The sequence below is a fragment of the Pantoea vagans genome, assembly GCF_004792415.1.
Classification (GTDB): Bacteria; Pseudomonadota; Gammaproteobacteria; order Enterobacterales; family Enterobacteriaceae; genus Pantoea; species Pantoea vagans.
Window position 1 is genome coordinate 2,826,688 of sequence record NZ_CP038853.1, and the last position, 17,602, is coordinate 2,844,289.

11 protein-coding genes are annotated in these 17,602 nt (G+C 55.9%); 6 read left to right on the top strand and 5 right to left on the bottom strand.

Translation table 11 applies throughout. The features are described 5' to 3' along the window. Nucleotides 1–62 precede the first annotated feature (62 nt). Both chiP and EGO56_RS13340 read left to right on the top strand, forming a co-directional pair. A complete protein-coding gene (gene chiP / locus EGO56_RS13335) occupies nt 63–1,460 on the top strand; it encodes a chitoporin ChiP (RefSeq protein WP_135909641.1) in 1,398 nt (465 codons plus the stop codon). Nucleotides 1,461–1,510: 50 nt separating this feature from the next. Beyond that, on the top strand, nt 1,511–4,162 hold the full coding sequence (locus EGO56_RS13340; protein WP_135909643.1) for a beta-N-acetylhexosaminidase: 2,652 nt from the start codon (nt 1,511–1,513) through the stop codon (nt 4,160–4,162). Between the two features lie 312 nt (nt 4,163–4,474). Here EGO56_RS13340 and EGO56_RS13345 read toward each other — a convergent pair whose 3' ends face one another. The 3 genes from EGO56_RS13345 to EGO56_RS13355 form a co-directional block, all read right to left on the bottom strand. Further along, nucleotides 4,475–6,919, bottom strand: a complete 2,445-nt coding sequence (locus EGO56_RS13345) for a DUF3772 domain-containing protein (RefSeq protein WP_135909645.1) — start codon at nt 6,917–6,919, stop codon at nt 4,475–4,477. Nucleotides 6,920–7,146: 227 nt separating this feature from the next. Further along, nucleotides 7,147–8,094, bottom strand: a complete 948-nt coding sequence (gene pbpG / locus EGO56_RS13350) for a D-alanyl-D-alanine endopeptidase (protein ID WP_013357207.1) — start codon at nt 8,092–8,094, stop codon at nt 7,147–7,149. 179 nt (nt 8,095–8,273) lie between these two features. Continuing rightward, on the bottom strand, nt 8,274–8,861 hold the full coding sequence (locus tag EGO56_RS13355) for a Yip1 family protein (protein ID WP_135909647.1): 588 nt from the start codon (nt 8,859–8,861) through the stop codon (nt 8,274–8,276). A 205-nt stretch (nt 8,862–9,066) separates the two neighbouring features. Here EGO56_RS13355 and EGO56_RS13360 point away from each other — a divergent pair, with 205 nt between their 5' ends. The 3 genes from EGO56_RS13360 to EGO56_RS13370 all read left to right on the top strand — a co-directional run bounded on the left by EGO56_RS13360 (nt 9,067) and on the right by EGO56_RS13370 (nt 12,992). Beyond that, nucleotides 9,067–9,648 (top strand): DedA family protein, encoded by a 582-nt coding sequence (locus EGO56_RS13360; RefSeq protein ID WP_033731933.1) that lies wholly within the window; start codon nt 9,067–9,069, stop codon nt 9,646–9,648. Between the two features lie 202 nt (nt 9,649–9,850). Further along, entirely contained in the window at nt 9,851–11,665 is a 1,815-nt protein-coding gene (locus EGO56_RS13365; protein ID WP_135909649.1) for a glycoside hydrolase family 15 protein, read from the top strand. 214 nt (nt 11,666–11,879) lie between these two features. Beyond that, nucleotides 11,880–12,992, top strand: a complete 1,113-nt coding sequence (locus tag EGO56_RS13370) for a L,D-transpeptidase family protein (protein ID WP_135909651.1) — start codon at nt 11,880–11,882, stop codon at nt 12,990–12,992. A 212-nt stretch (nt 12,993–13,204) separates the two neighbouring features. Here the strand turns inward: EGO56_RS13370 and EGO56_RS13375 are convergent, their stop codons facing one another. Together EGO56_RS13375 and EGO56_RS13380 are read right to left on the bottom strand one after the other, a co-directional pair. Next, complete coding sequence (locus EGO56_RS13375) at nt 13,205–13,867, bottom strand: DUF2931 family protein (RefSeq protein WP_135909652.1); 663 nt, start codon at nt 13,865–13,867, stop codon at nt 13,205–13,207. Continuing rightward, the gene (locus EGO56_RS13380; protein WP_135909654.1) at nt 13,858–15,732 is read right to left on the bottom strand and encodes a PAAR domain-containing protein; all 1,875 of its coding nucleotides are present in this window, start codon (nt 15,730–15,732) and stop codon (nt 13,858–13,860) included. Before EGO56_RS13380 ends, EGO56_RS13375 begins: the two co-directional genes overlap by 10 nt. Nucleotides 15,733–15,990: 258 nt before the next feature. On the opposite strand from EGO56_RS13380, the gene EGO56_RS13385 reads away from it, so the two are divergent. Continuing rightward, nucleotides 15,991–17,592, top strand: coding sequence for an inorganic phosphate transporter (locus EGO56_RS13385; RefSeq protein ID WP_135909656.1), 1,602 nt, complete (start codon nt 15,991–15,993; stop codon nt 17,590–17,592). The last annotated feature ends 10 nt before the right edge of the window (nt 17,593–17,602 follow it).

The window sequence follows — 17,602 nt, forward strand, 5'->3', positions numbered from 1 at the left end:
ATTGTCGCCACTAAAACTAAAAGCCGTGTAATTGCCTTTATTTCATTCAGGGAGGAATGACCATGCGGAAAAATAATTTCGCGTTAGCGTTAACAGAAATAGCCACTGTGGTAATAGCCCTGTCAGCAATAAATTCATCACCCGCTTATGCGGCCGGATTTATTGATGACGCATCGCTAAAAGGCAATGTTTTTTACTGGCAGCGGCAGCGTGATCGCAGAGACACCGATCCCGCCAGTGACTATCAGGGACAGTATCGGGCTAATTTACATCACGCTTCGCTCAACAGTAATCTCGACTTCCAGTCAGGCTACGCCGGAGAGTGGATAGGTCTGGACCTCGCCGTTTTTGGCGCTGCCGAACTTGCCAACAGTGGCCCCGCTGCCCCCAACGAAATTGGCTTCAGTAAGGCACGTACCCGCTGGGATGAAAAATGGAATGGCGACAGCGGCGGTGCTTCGGTTTATAAAGCCGCGCTAAAGTTTAAATATCACGATTACTGGTTACGCGCCGGATATATTCAGCCAACCGGCCAGACGCTGATTGCACCGCACTGGAGTTTCTTACCCGGCACCTATCGCGGTGTCGAAGTGGGTGCGCTATATGATTTTCAGGAAGCCGGAGCATTATCATTCTCGTGGATGTGGAGTGATAAATATAAGGCACCCTGGTATCGTGATTTATATGATTTCCGGCAGGCTGATGGCAAAACGCATATCAGCTACCTGCACTCATTCGGCATGAAATATGACTTCAAAAATAATCTGGTCCTTGAGGGCGCATTCGGTCAGGCGGCGGATTATATGGATCAATATTTTGCCAAAGCCTCCTGGTCGGCCACGCCTTACGGCAATGCACTCTCCACCAGCTATCAGTTTTACGGCGCACACGACAACGTGCAGGGCGGTGCGGCTAATTCCCGGGATGTTTATGACGGCCTCGCCTGGCTACAGGCAATCACGATCGGTTACAACGTCGGCCCGGTGGATCTGCGCCTCGAAGGCAGCTGGGTCAAAGCAGAGGGCAATCAGGGCTTCTTCCTGCAGCGCATGACGCCGGGCTATGCCAGCTCCAATGGCCGACTGGATATCTGGTGGGATGCCCGTTCCGACTGGAACGCCAATGGCGAAAAAGCGATCTTTGCCGGTGCGATGCTCGACTTAACACCGTGGCAGCTGGCGGGATGGAAAGTGGGCGCATCGTACGTCTGGGGCTGGGATGCCAGACCCGCCACCCTGCCCACCGTTGACCAGAGTCAGCGGCTGAAAGAGTCCGCCTGGAACCTCGATTTGATCTATCAAATCCAGCAGGGCCGCGCCAAAGATACCCTGTTTAAACTGCACTACACCCGCTACGACAATCACAGCAACCTGCCCAGTTATAGCGGCGGTTACGGCAACATTTTCCAGGACGAGAAGGACATCAAATTTATGGTTATCGTGCCGTTTACGCTGTTCTGATGCCCTGCGAACTTCCGGATATCTCTTCACCAGCAAGGATAAAAATCAACATGTTAAAATTAAGCCTTATCGCGCTCACTCTGCTGGGCGTTGCAGTCACAGGCCACGCCAGCCCGTCAGAGCAGCAGGTGGTGAATCAAATCAGCCAGTTTGGCATTACTTATGAAGTGAATGACAACCAGGCCGCTCTGAATGGCACCGACTGCGCCGCGCTGGGAGCCGACTATGCCGCCTGCAATCGCGCCACCATTACCCTGACCAATAACGGCCCGGCTCTGACCGACAAACACTGGGCCATCTACATGAGCAACGTTCACCAGACGCTGCGGGTCGAAAACGATCAGTTTAAAATGACGCATCTGGTGGGCGACTTAACCCGGCTGGAGCCGACGGAGAAGTTTACTGGCATTGGTGCAGGTGAGTCGGTGCAGATTCCCATCGTTAACGAATACTGGCAGCTGTTTGTCACTGATGTGATGCCGCGCTGGTATGTTACGTCCGGGCAGGCAGCGCCCAAAATTATTGCCAGCACCGATCATGAAGACCCCGGCCAGTTTGTATCGCCGCTGGGTGACCACTGGCGACGCAGTGCCGATGACCACAATGTCCTGATGCAGCCCGCCAGCCGGTTTGATAAAAACAGCGATGTTGCTGCCCTGCCCGTCTCTGCGCTGCGCGGTCAAATCACCCCCACGCCGCTTGAGGTGAAGCTCCGCCCGCAGGATGCCGATCTCAGCCGCGGCGTCAGGCTGATGCTTACCGGGCTGACACCTGAAACCGGTGAGGCGGTAAAACAGCGCCTCACCCTGCTCGGCCTGAAAGAAGCACCCGATGGATTCGCCATCACGACGCAGATCAAGCCAGGCCACTTCAGTGGCAAAACGGCGAAATCGGGTGCATACAATCTGGATATCACGCCTCGCCGCGCCGTTGTGGTGGCCTACGATGCTGCCGGGGCTTTCTACGGTCTGATGTCGATTCTCTCACTGGTCCCTGGCGAGGGTGCGGCGCGTATCGCCGCGCTGGAAGCCCATGATGCGCCGCGCTTTGCTTATCGCGGCGCGTTTCTTGACGTTGCCCGTAACTTTCACAGTAAGCAGGCGGTGATGCGGCTGCTTGATCAAATGGCGGCGTGGAAGATGAACCGCTTTCACTTTCACCTGAGTGACGATGAGGGCTGGCGGCTTGAAATTCCTGGCTTACCCGAACTGACTGACGTGGGCGCTAAACGCTGTCATGACCTGACTGAACAGCGTTGTCTGCTGCCGCAGCTCGGTTACGGTCCGTTCAGCGATAACAACGGTAGTGGCTTTTTCAGTCGTGCCGATTACATCGACATTGTGAAATATGCGCAGGCGCGCCACATTCAGGTAATCCCGGAAATCGATATGCCCGCCCATGCCCGCGCGGCGGTTATCGCCATGGAAGCACGCTATCAGCGGCTGATGCAGGAGGGAGAATCTGAACAGGCCAGCACGTATCGCCTGATTGATCCTACTGACGACTCCAATACCACCTCGGTGCAGCTCTATGACCGCACCAGCTATCTTAATCCCTGCATTGACGGCTCACAGCGCTTTGTTGACAAGGTGATCGGTGAAGTTCAGGCGATGCATCAGGAAGCGGGACAGCCGCTCGATGTCTGGCATTTTGGCGGCGACGAGGCGAAAAACATCCGGCTGGGCGCAGGCTACTCTGACAAAAATAATCCTAAACCGGGTACCGGACTACGCGACTGGCGTAACGAAGATCTGCCGTGGGCAAAATCGCAGGTCTGTCAGGCGCTGGTGAAGAGCGGCAAAGTGGAAGATCTGGCACACCTGCCGAGCTATTTTGCCCTGACCGTCAGTGAGATTGTTAACCGGCACGGCATTGGCAAAATGCAGGCGTGGCAGGATGGTTTAAAAGATGCCAGAAATGCCGCAGCCTTCGCCACCCCGCGGGTTGCGGTCAACTTCTGGGACACGCTCTACTGGGGCGGTTTTGACAGTGCCGCTGACTGGTCACAGAAAGGTTACGACGTGGTGATCTCCAGTCCCGACTACCTCTACCTGGACTTCCCGTATGAGGTGAACCCGCTGGAGCGCGGCTACTACTGGGGCACGCGTTTCAACGACGAGCGTAAAATTTTTGGTTTCTCACCGGACAACCTGCCGCAGAATGCGGAAACCTCGGTGGATCGCGACGGCAACGTTTTCAGCGCTAAATCAGAGAAGCCGTGGCGCGGTGCTTATGGCATGTCGGCCCAGCTGTGGAGCGAAACCGTGCGAACAGATGCCCAGATGGAGCACATGATCTATCCGCGTCTTTTTGCGGTCGCGGAAAGAAGCTGGCACCGCGCCAGCTGGGAGCGGGATTACCAGCCAGGTCAGGAATACACGGGAGGCAAAACCCATCACGTCGATCAGCAGGCACGCCTGCATGACTGGCAGCGATTTGCCAACCTGCTGGGACATCGGGAACTGGTGAAGCTGGATAAAGCGGGTATCGATTATCGCCTGCCGGTGCCGGGAGCAAAAATCGTTGATGGCATCCTGTCGATGAACGTGGCCTTGCCTGGGGTAACGCTGGAGTACAGTCTGGACAAGGGGGTGAACTGGCAGCGCTACGATGCCAACAGACCGCCGCAGGTCAGCGGTGCCGTGGCAATCCGCTCGGTGAGCCGCGACGGGCAGCGCACCAGCCGCGTTGAGACGCTGTAGAAAGCGGGAGTGGCACCGGACTAAGAAACCAGCGCCTTAAAAGTAAAAAAGGCCGACATAAATCGGCCTTTTGATTGCTGCCAACTCTGAAGCATGGGAAATCTGGCAGCAATTAAAAAACTTAATGCGCTGGGAACACGGTCAGAAGAGGAAAGCGTCCCACGCCAAGGATGGCGTGGGCCGAGCATGTCATGGATGACAGCTTTTGCGTCTTTCCGATCTGACCGTGTTCCCTGTGCCAGCTCGATCACGCAGCTAGCCGGGCCAGGCTTTATTACTTTCAGAGCCCACACACTCCAGCCCCTTTAACACCTAAACCAGCTTCTCTTCCGGAACCGGCTCCACACCCGCCATCTGCTGACGGCGCTCGATAATCATTGTTTGCGGTGTGGAGAGCAGAATGCCCTCTTTACGCAGACGCGTCAGAATATCGAACAGCAGGTCGCTCTTCGCCCCTGAGATCTGGCGCTGACCCGCTACGTTACCCGTGACGCTCAGCACAATCCCCTGCTGGGTCAGATCTTTAAACGAAACAGACGGCTCCGGCGTTTCCAGAATACGTTCATTCTCGTTGTAAACTTCCAGCAGAATATCGCGCACCTTCACCGGATCAATATCCAGCGGGAAAGTCAGCGTAATCGTGACCACCCCCTGCGCATTGCCCATGGTCGCGTTGCGTACGTTCTGCGAGATAAACTGCGAGTTCGGCACAATCACCGTGGATTTGTCGCCCAGCTGGATCTCGGTGGCGCGCACGTTAATGCGACGGATATCCCCTTCAATGCCGCTGATGCTCACCAGATCGCCGACTTTAACCGGACGCTCGGTTAACAGAATCAGCCCCGAGATAAAGTTCTTCACGATCTCCTGTAAGCCAAAACCGATACCAACCGACAGCGCACTGACGATCCACGCCAGTTTGTTCCATTGCAGACCCATGATCGACAGCGTCAGCAGGATAATCAGCACGTAACCGATGTTGCTGAACAGCGTCACCAGCGATACCCGCATTCCCACATCCATGGTGGTTTTTGGCAGGAAATCGGTGTCGAGCCAGCGGCGCACCGAGCGCAGCACATAGATTCCGACAATCAGGCAGATTATCGCATTCACCATGTGCGCCGGTACGATGTTCAGGGATTCAAGCCCTTTACCGCCCCAGAACTCAATCACTTTTTGCAGCAGCTCAATCGGCGTTGAGGAGGCAAAGGTGCCGTTGACCAGCGCCAGTGCAACAACCAGCACCAGGAAGGTTTTACCGATGGCCGTCAGCAGCGTGGCCGTCTGCTGCAGGTGACGCTCATTAATGTTAAGCGAACTCTGAATGCGACGACCGGTGGCGTTACTGGTTGAGAAAAGACTCTCACAGCCATCTTTCAAAAGGTGACTGAGGAAGTAGAACGAGCCAAACAGCAGGCCGCACCAGATCACCTCATAACTCAGGAAGCGCGCCAGCGTAACGTAACCGATGAGCAGCGAGACCAGAATCGCAATGGCGGTCAGCGTCAGGCCCATCTGAATCAGACCAACCAGCGTTGAGCGCGCTTCCGGCGGAGTGCCCGCCAGCGTCAGGCGACGACGCACACGATTGGTGCGCATGCTGATCGCCAGCGCGGTGGTGCCGATCAGCAGTGCCGTCAGTCCGTTGGCAAAAATAGTGGTATTCAGGCTGGTGCCGACGCTGTAGTTGAACGCCTCGACCGTCTGGAAGATAAAGACCAGCACCGCAGTAATCGGTGGAAACGGTTTTAACGCCATCGCCACTTCATTGGAGATGGTCGGTAACCGCCAGCTGGGCCGACGGGTAGAAAGGAATGCGCGTCCCAGTCCGGCAATCAGGCCACAAAAGACGCTGAGCTGCACCAGACGATCGACAAAGTCCTGAACGTTTTCAGAGACCTCATCACGGCGGGTGAAAGCCAGGGCGATAAAGTTAAAGGTGAGGACAACCGCCACCAGCGTGGTGAGCGCTATCGCTGCCGCCAGGAAACTGCGACGCAGCTTCCCTTCCGGCAGTTTATTAATGCTGACCCAGGCCAGAAACTCTTCACTGTAACGACGGCCCACCGTCATCACCAGCAGCGCTGCCAGCAGCCAGAAGACACTGCCCACGCGCCAGCCCGGCTCCCATGAGAGCGCAGCCGTGTCCTGCAACTCCTGCAGGAACTCACCAATTTTCTCGCCATCCAGATCCTGTGTGCTCAGCAACGGTGACCAGAAGCGCGCCCCGAGGATGCTGCCCGAGTTCAGCGCCAGCTGGCTTTTCAGCTGATCGCGACGCAGGTTAACAATCTGCGAGGAGAGCATCAGTGCGCCATTTTTAATGCCTTCAGCCTGCTTAATCTGGTCGTCGAGTTTGCTTTTCTGACTCTCCAGCGTGTTGCGCTTGCGCGTCACTTCCGGCGTCTCTTTGACGCCGCTGTCCGCTTTCGGGGCCGGACCCAGCACCTGCAACTGGGCTTCCAGCTGCTGGCGATCGGGAACCAGCGCCTGACCCAGCGTATCGGCATTACCGGAGAGCTCAAGCGCCATTTCATTCAGCTGCGTCAGCTTGTTTTCGCCAGCATCGACAGAAACCTGACTTTTAATTTTGTCGAGGATCTTCTGCATTTTCGGCAGTTCAACCGCGGCATTCAGCTTCGGCGGAGCATCCTGTTCCTGAGCAGCACCGGCCGTATCATCCGCGGCCAGCGCCAGCGCCGGGGCAAACCCTGCCAGCGCCAGCATTAACAATGCAAAAAGGGATCGTATAAACATATGTGTAAGATTCCGGCAGCTTAAATCAGGCGATCTTCCCTCGCCAGTCGCGCGTAAGTTTAGGGCTTTGCAAGGGATGGCAATATAGGAATAACGGGCATTTTTCGGGCTGATTCGGGACAGGCAGCGGCATGAACATCGCTCTATGCCTCTGCCTGTTTCTTCCCGGCTACCTGCTCAGCCTGCAGGCAATGCCGGTGCGCGCCGTGCGCGACACCGGCTATTCTCTACTCAACGTCGGCACTGCCGGCACCATTGCTGGCAACCTGGCCCGACTTCTGCTTTTTATACGCCAGCGCAGCGGCAGGCACTGGCGCGGCTTTGCCGGTCTCAATCCAGCTGCGCAGACGGTTAGCGTCGGCGAAGTGGGTATATTTGCCAAAGGCATCCAGCACCACCAGCGCCACCGGACGATTGTTAATCATCGTGCGCATCACCAGGCAGTGGCCCGCCTCGTCGGTATAACCGGTTTTGGTCAGCTGAATATGCCAGTCATTTTTATAGACCAGATGGTTGGTATTGCGGAACGGCAGCGCGTAGCTCGGATGGGCAAACACGGCCGTCTCTTCTTTTGTGGTGCTGAGCGCCCCAAGCATCGGATATTCCCGCGTCGCTTTGAGTAACTTCACCAGGTCCTGCGCGCTGGAGACGTTCTGCGTTGAGAGGCCGGTTGGCTCCACATAGCGGGTCTGTTTCATGCCGAGTGACCGCGCTTTGGCATTCATTGCCTGGATAAAGGCGCGATAACCGCCCGGATAGGCGTGGGCCAGGCTGGCGGCGGCACGGTTTTCTGAAGACATCAGCGCCAGTAACATCATATTGCGGCGGCTGATCTGGCTGTTGAGCTTAACGCGCGAGAAAACGCCACGCATTTCCGGCGTCTGGCTGATATCGACGTTAATCATCTCATTCATCGGCAGATGCGCATCCAGCACCACCATCGCGGTCATCAGTTTGGTGATGGACGCAATGGGCCTGACCCGATCCGGGTGACTGGAAAAGAGCACTTTATTCGTGGTGAGGTCGACAATCATCGCACTGCCAGAAGCGATCTGCGGCTGAGCAATAGGCGTAAGTTGCGACAATGAAGTCGTCGCCTGCGCCGGAAGTGAAACAATCTGCCCGGAAACGAGCAGCGCCAGCGAAAGCAGGGTGGAGCGAATTTTTGCAGGCATCGTAGAAAAAAACCCGGTTATGATTGTGTACTGTGTCAGACCGACACAGGCCGCCCGCTTCAGTCACGTCGGCGCGCGGGCTGGCAGCAGCATCATACGCTTTAGGTTAAGAAATTTCCTGGTGAGATTGTTTCCGGGCGTAAAAAGAGAACTGCCGCCAGAGCGGCGGCAGCGGTCAGTCAGAACAGATGCGGTCCATATCCCCACAGCACCACGGTTAATGCCAGTAACACTTCAAAAACCAGCACGCCGATGGCAAGCGTTGAGCCGGAAAAACGCAGGCTCTCTTCGCGGTCGATATTCAGAAACAGGGGAATGCCAATATAGAGCAGATAGCCGGTGTAGAGCAGCGCCAGCGCCCCTGCCAGTACGCAGAGCCAGACCAGCGGATAGAGTGCCACCAGCCCGCTGAGAAACAGCGGCGTCGCCACGTATCCCGCAAACACGGTGCAGCGCTGGACGCCGGGACGCTGCGGATAATCCCGCGCCATCCAGTGGATCACGCGCCCCATAACCGCGACGCCACCCAGAATAATCAGGTAGAACAGAATGCCCAGCCCGATGCCGGTTGCCAGGTTAAGTTGCACATATTGCCCCTCGCCCAGATTCCAGCCCAGCTGAGTTGTACCGACAAAGGCGCAGATCACCGGGATCGCCGCCATCAGCAGAACATGGTGAGTGTAGTGGTGCGAGACGCTCTCATTCTCTTGCTTGATATGACGCATTTCCTGGTTCGGATGCGCCAGAAGTCCCCAGACATGGTTCATACAGTCACTCCTCTGATGCGATGGGCCGCCCGGTGATGCATGCGTCTTTGGGGGCAGCGTCTCCTCAAGTATAAACGGCAGTGAAATTTTCGTAGTGACCGGACAAAAAAACAGCATAAATAAACGGACCCGTGGTAGCCGGGCGGAAGCGAAGCCAAATCGCGTATAGACTGAAAGAAATCATCACCGAACAGGGAGAGTCATTTTGCATCTGGATATCAACGCATTAATTACGCAGTACGGTTATCTGGCACTTTTTATTGGCTGTATTGCAGAGGGGGAGACATTTACGCTGCTGGGCGGCGTGGCCGCGCATGAGGGGCTGCTGCATTATGTGGGGGTCGTGCTGGCGGCAATGGGTGGCGGCATTGTTGGCGATCAGCTGCTCTACTGGGTCGGTCGCCGCTGGGGCACGCGGATCCTGCGCCGCTTTAAAAAGCATCAGGACAAAGTGGTGAAGGCAAACCGCCTGATTAAACGCCGCCCCAGCCTGTTCGTGATTGGCGTGCGCTTTATGTATGGCTTCCGGCTGATTGGACCCATCATCATCGGTGCCAGCCGCCTTAACCCGATGAAGTTTTTTATTCTTAACGTTATCGGGGCGGCTATCTGGTCGCTGATCTTCGTGACGCTGGGCTATTTCGCAGGCGGCATCATCGCGCCGTGGCTGCATAAACTCGACCAGCATCTGAAACATCTGCTGTGGCTGGCCGGCGCGGTCGTCTTCGCCTTTGTGCTGCGCTGGGTAATCCGTCGCTGGCACAACCGCCGGGCCGATCAGCAATAAACGAATGGCGTATTCGCCAGATGACATACCGGTCGCCAGATGCTGAAAAGCGTCTGGCGACATGTTGACGATGATGTAAGTCTCACCCGCCCACCTTCCCCTCTCCTTCCTTATTCAACCGCGCGTTAACCATCTGTGCCCAAACGAAGCCGCATCGGATGGCTCAGCTATAGTTAGGATGGACACTGACAGGGAGATAAGAATGAGTAAGGTAAAACGTAAGATTGAAGACCACGGCGTCATCGGCGATTTGCGCACCTGTGCGCTGGTCGCTAACGATGGCACCATTGATTATCTCTGCTGGCCTGAACTCGACAGCCCGTCGGTGTTTGCCGCCCTGCTCGACAGCGATGATGCCGGCCTTTTCTCCCTGGCGCCTGACTGGCCCAATGCGCGGCGTCAGCAGCTTTACCTGCCTGACACCAATATCCTGCAGACCCGCTGGCTGGATGATGAAGGCGTGGCGGAAATCACCGACTACATGCCGATTTGTGATGATAAGAACAAACTGCCGCGCCTGATCCGCCGGGTCAAGATGGTTCGCGGCAGCGCAACCTTTCAGCTGCGCTGTTCACCGCGTCATGACTACGCCCGGGCGCAGACCCGGGCCGAAGCGCACAACGGCTGCATAGACTTTCATGCCGAAGGTCAGCCGTCGCTGCGCCTGGCAGCCTCTGTGGTCATGACGCTGGAGGATGACAGCGCCACCGCCCACTTCACGTTACAGCCTGGCGAACATGCGCAGTTCGAATTTGGCAGCGTGGATGATGCACATATCGAAGCGCTGGCCACCGAGCACTGCTTCGAAGAGACGCTGAACTACTGGCGACGCTGGAGCGCCCGGAGCACCTATCAGGGACGCTGGCGCGAGATGGTGCAGCGCTCGGCGCTGGTCCTGAAGCTGCTGACTTCACATCAGCACGGCTCGATTGCGGCGGCGGCAACCTTTGGCCTGCCTGAAGAGCTGGGCGGCGAACGCAACTGGGACTATCGCGCCTCCTGGATCCGCGACGCCTCGTTCAGCATGTATGCACTGATGCGGCTGGGCTACGTTGATGAAGCCAAACATTTTACCCACTGGGTCGGACGCTGTGTTGAAAACAGCCATCACGATGAGATGCGCCTGCAGGTGATGTACCGGCTGGACAGCGGCACCGAGCTGCATGAGATGGAGTTACTCAATCTTTCCGGCTATGCCGACTCCCGTCCGGTTCGCATCGGCAATGACGCCTGGCAGCAAACCCAGCTCGATATCTATGGCGAGCTGATGGATGCGGTCTATCTGGCCAATAAGTATGGTGAGGCGATCTCGCAGCGCGGCTGGGAGCATGTGGTCAAGATGATCGACTGGCTGTGTGAGCACTGGAATCAGCCCGATGCCGGTATCTGGGAGATGCGCGGTGAACCCGAGCATTTCCTGCATTCGCGTCTGATGTGCTGGGTGGCAATGGATCGTGCGCTGCGTCTCGGCATGAAGCGATCTCTGCCGATGCCTTATGAACGCTGGGATCGGGCGCGTCGCGAGATCCGCGAAGATATCTGGGCAAACTTCTGGAACAGTGAACGCGGCCATTTCTCTGCCACCCGTCATGGTGAACATCTCGACGCCTCCATGCTGCTGATGCCGCTGGTACGCTTCGTCGGTGCCACCGACCCGGACTGGATTGCCACGCTGGATGCGATCAAAACCAATCTGGTCAGCGACGGTATGGTGCGGCGTTACAATACGCATGAAACACCGGCCGATGGCCTCAAGGGATCGGAAGGCTCCTTTGGTGCCTGCTCATTCTGGTATGTCGAGTGTCTGGCGCGCGCGGGCCGGATTCAGGAAGCGCATTTTGAATTTGAGAAGCTGCTGAGCTATGCCAATCCGCTGGGCCTGTACGCCGAGGAGTTTGACAGCCACGGTCATGCGCTGGGCAATACGCCGCAGGCGCTGACGCATCTGGCGTTAATCAGTGCCGCCTTTTTCCTGAATCGCAAACTCAGCGGTGAACAGACGCAGTGGCAACCTTAATCAGGACTTCCCCCGGAAAGCCGCATTTTACACGCCCTGCTTTCCGGAAATGCGCTAACATCCGCGGTGAATTTACGTAAAGTATTGCAGGCAGGTTAAATTCCCGATTCACAACGTCAGATTAATGAACATATAATGCGCAGCAGGTCACATTGGCCAGCATGAATTCGACACATAGACCAGCCTGAAATATGGCGATAAAGACTTGTAAAATATGAAAATTATTCGCGCTTTCGCTTCAATCGCTCTGGCCCTGGCGGCATTCAGCCAGTCAGCCTTTGCTGTGGTTTACCCGTTACCGCCGGCCAACAGCCGTCTGATCGGGGAAAATATTGAAATTACGGTTCCTGAAGACAGCAAGCTGCCGCTGGAAGCTTTTGCGGCGCAGTACCAGATGGGCCTCAGCAATATGCTGGAAGCCAATCCGGGTGTTGACGTTTATCTGCCTAAAGCTGGCAGCAAAATGATCATCCCACAGCAGCTGATCCTGCCTGACGCACCGCGTGAAGGCATTGTGATTAACAGCGCAGAGATGCGTCTTTATTACTACCCGAAAGGCAGCAAAACCGTCGTGGTGCTGCCAATTGGTATCGGTGAACTGGGTAAAGATACCCCGATTAACTGGACCACAGCGGTAGAACGTAAGAAAGATGGCCCGACCTGGACGCCAACCAAAGGTATGCATGCGGACTATGCGGCACGCGGTGAAACCCTGCCAGCCGTGTTCCCGGCAGGCCCGGATAACCCGATGGGTCTTTACGCGCTCTATATCGGTCGTCTCTATGCGATTCACGGCACCAACGCCAACTTCGGTATCGGCCTGCGCGTGAGCCACGGCTGTGTGCGTCTGCGCGCTGACGATATTAAATGGCTGTATCAGAACGTGCCGGTCGGAACCCGCGTTCAGTTCGTTGACCAGCCGGTAAAAGCGACCGTAGAGCCAGACGGTTCACGTTATGTTGAAGTGCATAACCCGCTGTCGACTACCGAAGAGCAGTTTAACTCGCGTGAGCTGGTGCCGATTACGCTGACGCAGGCAGTAAGCAAAGTGCTGGTTGATGCCAGCGTCAATCAGGATCAGGTTAACGGCGCCATTCAGGGCCGTACCGGTATGCCGGTAAAAGTGAACGGTGTGGAAAACAACATCCAGACTGCACCTGTACCAATGCCGGAAAACCCGCAGGCTGCACCACAGGAACAGCCGATGACGCCAGTCACCCCACAGGGTGCCAGCAGTGATGCTGCACAGCCACAGCAGCCCGCCACTGAGCAGGCCGCACCGGTCACACCAGCAGCCCCTGCAGCAGCGGCCAATACCAACTCGTAATCGCCGCCCTGCTCTAAGAAGCCAGCGCCTGTCGCTGGCTTTTTTATTGCCTGGATTAAGGTCTACTAGCGCTCATCTGGCCAATTAGAGGAGATCATCAACTTCGCCGGTCTGAGTGCACTACTGGCCATTCCCTGATTGTCTTTGTATACGCTGTTCCAGTTGCCCGAAGTGAATATATCTTCAATCCGCATTAAAAAGTATCAGCAGCGTTACCATTGGCCGTAAGGGTATTTTTTTCCTTTTATAAAAATCTCAGTATCTTTGCCGTATTCATAGCCGTGTGAAAAACGTGTAATTCCTTTACAGATATCCAGCTTATCTCCGGAGAAAGTTTTCAGAACGGACGGCGTTATACGGTAACCAGGTTCGCCCCGGGCAACGCCACTTAACCAGACAGCTACCTTTCCCTCCGGAGCCAGACCAATTTGTATAGTGTTGTAATACTTCCCTTTCCCCGGATAGTTCTGATTTACCCCGGGCCGGAGCATTTTATCCACAACGGGTTCAGGAATGGTCAGAGAGGTCTGATATACCCTTTTATCGATAATTGAGTCCCAGCAAAAGATAATATGTCTGGGAGGCCGTTTAACATGATTCCAGTGACCGTTAAGCGTTCGTGCATTATCGTTCCACTGACCGACTACACCATTGAGCGCTCTTGTACTATCCAGTGTATTGAACTCATAAACTTTACCTTCTGCATCCTGAACACCCGCGAAGGTCACTAATGCCGGAAGCGCTTCAGGCGTAAAAAAATTAAACCACCATTCTGTTGGCTCATCGTTCTGAGGAGCACCAGTTGTGTGTGCTTCTCCATGACAGCCAGTCAATATCAGAATGACAAGAAGCCATGCCACGCGTTCTATTTCCATATTCTATTCCCGTCCATATCGTAAACCGTACGCTGCCAGCGCTCGTCTGGCCGATTGGTGAAGGTCATTAGCTTTGCCGGTCTGACCGCACCGCTGACCCTTCCCTCACTGTCTCTAAGTACGCTGTTCCAGTTAGCCGAGCAGTGGATATATTTCTCGGCCAGCATCAGAATTTCCGATGTAGTAAAGCCCTGTATGGATTGACCATTCCGAACCGCACGCCCCATGATAATTGCTTTTTCACACAAATTATTGAGCTCAGCTCTTAGCGAAAGATAATCATCTTTAGGCAAGATGGGATCAAACACCACACCGGCATCCTGCGCCGCATCAAGCATCACCCGTAGCGCCACCTTAGACCAGTCATTGCGGGTTAGTCTGTCAATAACCAGCGCCGCGCCGCTGCGCTTTTGTAGTGCTCCGTACCGATCGGCTGGCATTCTGTCGTCATGCCAGACATCGGCATTGACCTCCACTGCATTCAGCAGCGGCGCTATCGCCGGATAGCCGTCCATCGTTTTAAGCTGCGCGCAGGTCTGCCGATAAATCCGCGTTTCTGTATCGGGAGTTGAGAGTGGTACGGTTTCAAACTCCGGCCGGGTAAGGAAACAGGCTTCGCGTTCCTCCGGATTGTAACCTCCGCCAATGTCGGAGTGCGCACCGGGAAGAGCCAGCTCAGGCCAGGCTGGTTTGACGCTGTTCAGTGCAAAGTTAAACCGGCATTCGTGCTGCGCGGTGATATGAAATACCTTTTCCGCCACGCCCGGGCGCAGCACAAGATTCACCTCACCTGTATCTGCGCTGTGCGGGTTCAGGCCATTAACCGGCGTTCCGATGGCCGCCACAGTATCGAAAATTCCCAGAAATCGGGTTTTACCGCCGGGCGTACCGGAGAACTCAACATCACCCAGCCCCATCTTAATTGCCGAGATGATGGCCCTGTCCTGGCTGAATACCCGGTTGGCAAAATGCCGCGCCGCCGCGGCTCCACGGCTGAAGCCAAAAATATCAAACTGCAATTGTCTGACGATTCCGACATCAACTTCAGACGGTTTGGCTAAATAGTCTTTGATAGCTGCAGCAAGTGCAGCAATAGCTCTGTCCGTTTTTTTCACCACACCGGTATCACCGCGACCGGTGCCCATCCCGTAAGTGCTGTCACCTGCACCATCTTCCGTACCGATACCCTCGATATAAACCGCGTACTGTCCTTGTTCGATACTGGAGGGGAAATCAGTAGAGTACAGTGCATGGAGCCAATGCACGTTACTGTAGTAGCCGATATAGCTTCCGGCTGCGGTACCGCTGACTCCTTGATTCAGTCTCAGGCACTGCTCTAATCCAGACGTAGCCTCCGCATTATTCATCCCAAAATGTTCACCGGAACAAGCGGCCTGCCGAGCGCCGCTGTTATTCGCATTGTTGCCCGTTCCATCAAAGAACACACCGATGGTGAGCGTGATTTCCCGTTTCTTCTTCGCTGCCTGTGCACGCTGTTCAGGCTCTGACTGCCGTGCTTTTCTCTCCGCAGCCTCAGCCCGTTCGGCTGCACGGCCAGCGTTGCAGTCGATCTCGTAAGTGTGCGTGCTGACGGAGGGAATAAAACGGGCACGACAGGGGCAGGAGCTGTAACTGTGAAGAGAGCCCGCCCACTCTTTCAGGACACCATTCACCTCATAGGCATCCCCCATCCCCCCACAGACGCGAAACCGCCCTTCATGTTTTCCGCAGGTCACCGGATCGCCCTCCCGGACCTGCTGGCGCTCGATGCCGCTGATGGTGTACGTTTCATCAGACGCGCCGCTAAGAATCCGTCCGCCGCAGGTGGTTTTATCCAGGTGATATAAAAAAAATCCTTCAGTCATAATCCCTCATGAACTTTATGGCTATTAAGTAAAGACATCATACCTTAATCATGACTTAACCCAAATTACGGGCTTCTGTTAGTGGTCCCAGTGCCTGAATGTGGCATCGCTGTTAATGGTGTTAGCTTTTAATATCGCCATCAGGTAAAAGAACTTTTTCGCAAGACCGGCCATCATTTTTCTGTCATATAAAGCGCGTATCACACTCCGTTAACCCGATGCAAATCAGCATCTGGCATCCGCCACGTGAGGTACACCATGAGCGAAAACAGTCTCTCCTCCTCATCAGCCCGGGGACGCCCCGATTTCAACGGCAGGGGCAGTCGCTTCAGCAAACCGCTGTTTTTCATTCTGCTGATCGCCGGGCTGGCCTTCGCCGGACTTAACCTGGTTAATGATGTTGAAGAAACCAATACGCCGGTCACCAGCTATCTGCCGTTCTTTCTGCTGGGACTGGCGCTGCTGATCGCGCTCGGCTTTGAGTTCGTCAATGGTTTCCACGATACCGCCAATGCGGTCGCTACCGTGATCTACACCCATTCGCTGACGCCCGGCGTGGCCGTGGTCTGGTCGGGTTTCTGTAACTTTATGGGCGTACTGCTCTCCAGCGGCGTGGTAGCGTTTGGCATTATCTCGCTGCTGCCGGTCGAGCTGATCCTGCAGGCCAGCAGCGGCAACGGCTTCGCCATGGTCTATGCGCTGCTCTTCTCCGCCATTATCTGGAATCTCGGCACCTGGTATTTCGGCCTGCCCTCATCGTCGTCGCATACGCTGATTGGTTCAATTATCGGCGTCGGGGTGGCTAACGCCATGCTGCATGGCCGCAGCGGACTGAGCGGCGTGGACTGGGATCAGGCACTCAAGGTCGGCTATGCCCTGCTGCTGTCGCCGGTGGTGGGTTTTGTCTGCGCCGGGCTGCTGCTCTGGGTGATGAAGATGTTTATCCGTAATCGCCAGCTTTATCAGGCTCCGAAAAGTGACCAGCCACCGCCAGTCTGGATCCGTGGTCTGCTGATCCTGACCTGTACCGGCGTCTCCTTTGCGCACGGCTCTAACGATGGGCAGAAAGGGATGGGGCTGATTATGCTGATCCTGGTGGGCACCATGCCGATCGCCTACGCCCTGAACCGATCGCTGCCGGCCGATCAGATCCCACGCGTGGCCGCACTGACCGAAGTGACCGCCCATCAGCTACTACAACTGCAACCGGCGACGGCGCATCCCCCGGCAGCCCGCAACGTGCTGACCGGCTTTGTCGGCAGCAACCAGATGAACGCCGAGGTGTTACCGGCGCTGGCGCGGACGCTCAACGAGGTGGGCGATCAGATTCGCCGCTACGGTTCGATGGATAACATCCCCGCCCAGGCGGTGACCAATACCCGCAACCAGATGTATCTGGCCTCGGAGTCGATTAAGCATCTGCAGACCGCGAAGGTGACGCTGCCGCATGAGACCGAACGCAATCTGAAAGCAGTGAAAACCGAACTCGACAGCGCCACCCGCTTTATTCCGATGTGGGTGAAAGTGGTGGTGGCGATAGCGCTGGGGCTGGGCACCATGGTCGGCTGGCGCAGGATTGTGGTGACGGTGGGAGAACGGATCGGCAAAACCCATCTGAGCTATGCCCAGGGTGCCAGCGCGGAGCTGGTGGCGATGATGACCATTGGCGCAGCCGATGGCTTTGGCCTGCCGGTATCGACCACCCATGTGCTGTCGTCCGGCGTGGCGGGCACCATGGCGGCCAACCGCTCTGGTCTGCAGTTTTCCACCCTGCGTAATCTGGCTGTCGCCTGGATATTAACGCTGCCGGTCTCTATTCTGCTTTCTGCCCTGCTCTACTGGGTGTTTACCCGTTTCTGATAGTCAGGGC

Bases quoted from the DNA above. Each gene is read 5' to 3' on its own strand.
- EGO56_RS13355 (WP_135909647.1), bottom strand. From the start codon at position 8,861: ATGAACCATGTCTGGGGACTTCTGGCGCATCCGAACCAGGAAATGCGT.
- pbpG (WP_013357207.1), bottom strand. From the start codon at position 8,094: ATGCCTGCAAAAATTCGCTCCACCCTGCTTTCGCTGGCGCTGCTCGTT.
- EGO56_RS13385 (WP_135909656.1), top strand. From the start codon at position 15,991: ATGAGCGAAAACAGTCTCTCCTCCTCATCAGCCCGGGGACGCCCCGAT.
- EGO56_RS13340 (WP_135909643.1), top strand. From the start codon at position 1,511: ATGTTAAAATTAAGCCTTATCGCGCTCACTCTGCTGGGCGTTGCAGTC.
- EGO56_RS13375 (WP_135909652.1), bottom strand. From the start codon at position 13,867: ATGGAAATAGAACGCGTGGCATGGCTTCTTGTCATTCTGATATTGACT.
- chiP (WP_135909641.1), top strand. From the start codon at position 63: ATGCGGAAAAATAATTTCGCGTTAGCGTTAACAGAAATAGCCACTGTG.
- EGO56_RS13380 (WP_135909654.1), bottom strand. From the start codon at position 15,732: ATGACTGAAGGATTTTTTTTATATCACCTGGATAAAACCACCTGCGGC.
- EGO56_RS13370 (WP_135909651.1), top strand. From the start codon at position 11,880: ATGAAAATTATTCGCGCTTTCGCTTCAATCGCTCTGGCCCTGGCGGCA.
- EGO56_RS13345 (WP_135909645.1), bottom strand. From the start codon at position 6,919: ATGTTTATACGATCCCTTTTTGCATTGTTAATGCTGGCGCTGGCAGGG.
- EGO56_RS13365 (WP_135909649.1), top strand. From the start codon at position 9,851: ATGAGTAAGGTAAAACGTAAGATTGAAGACCACGGCGTCATCGGCGAT.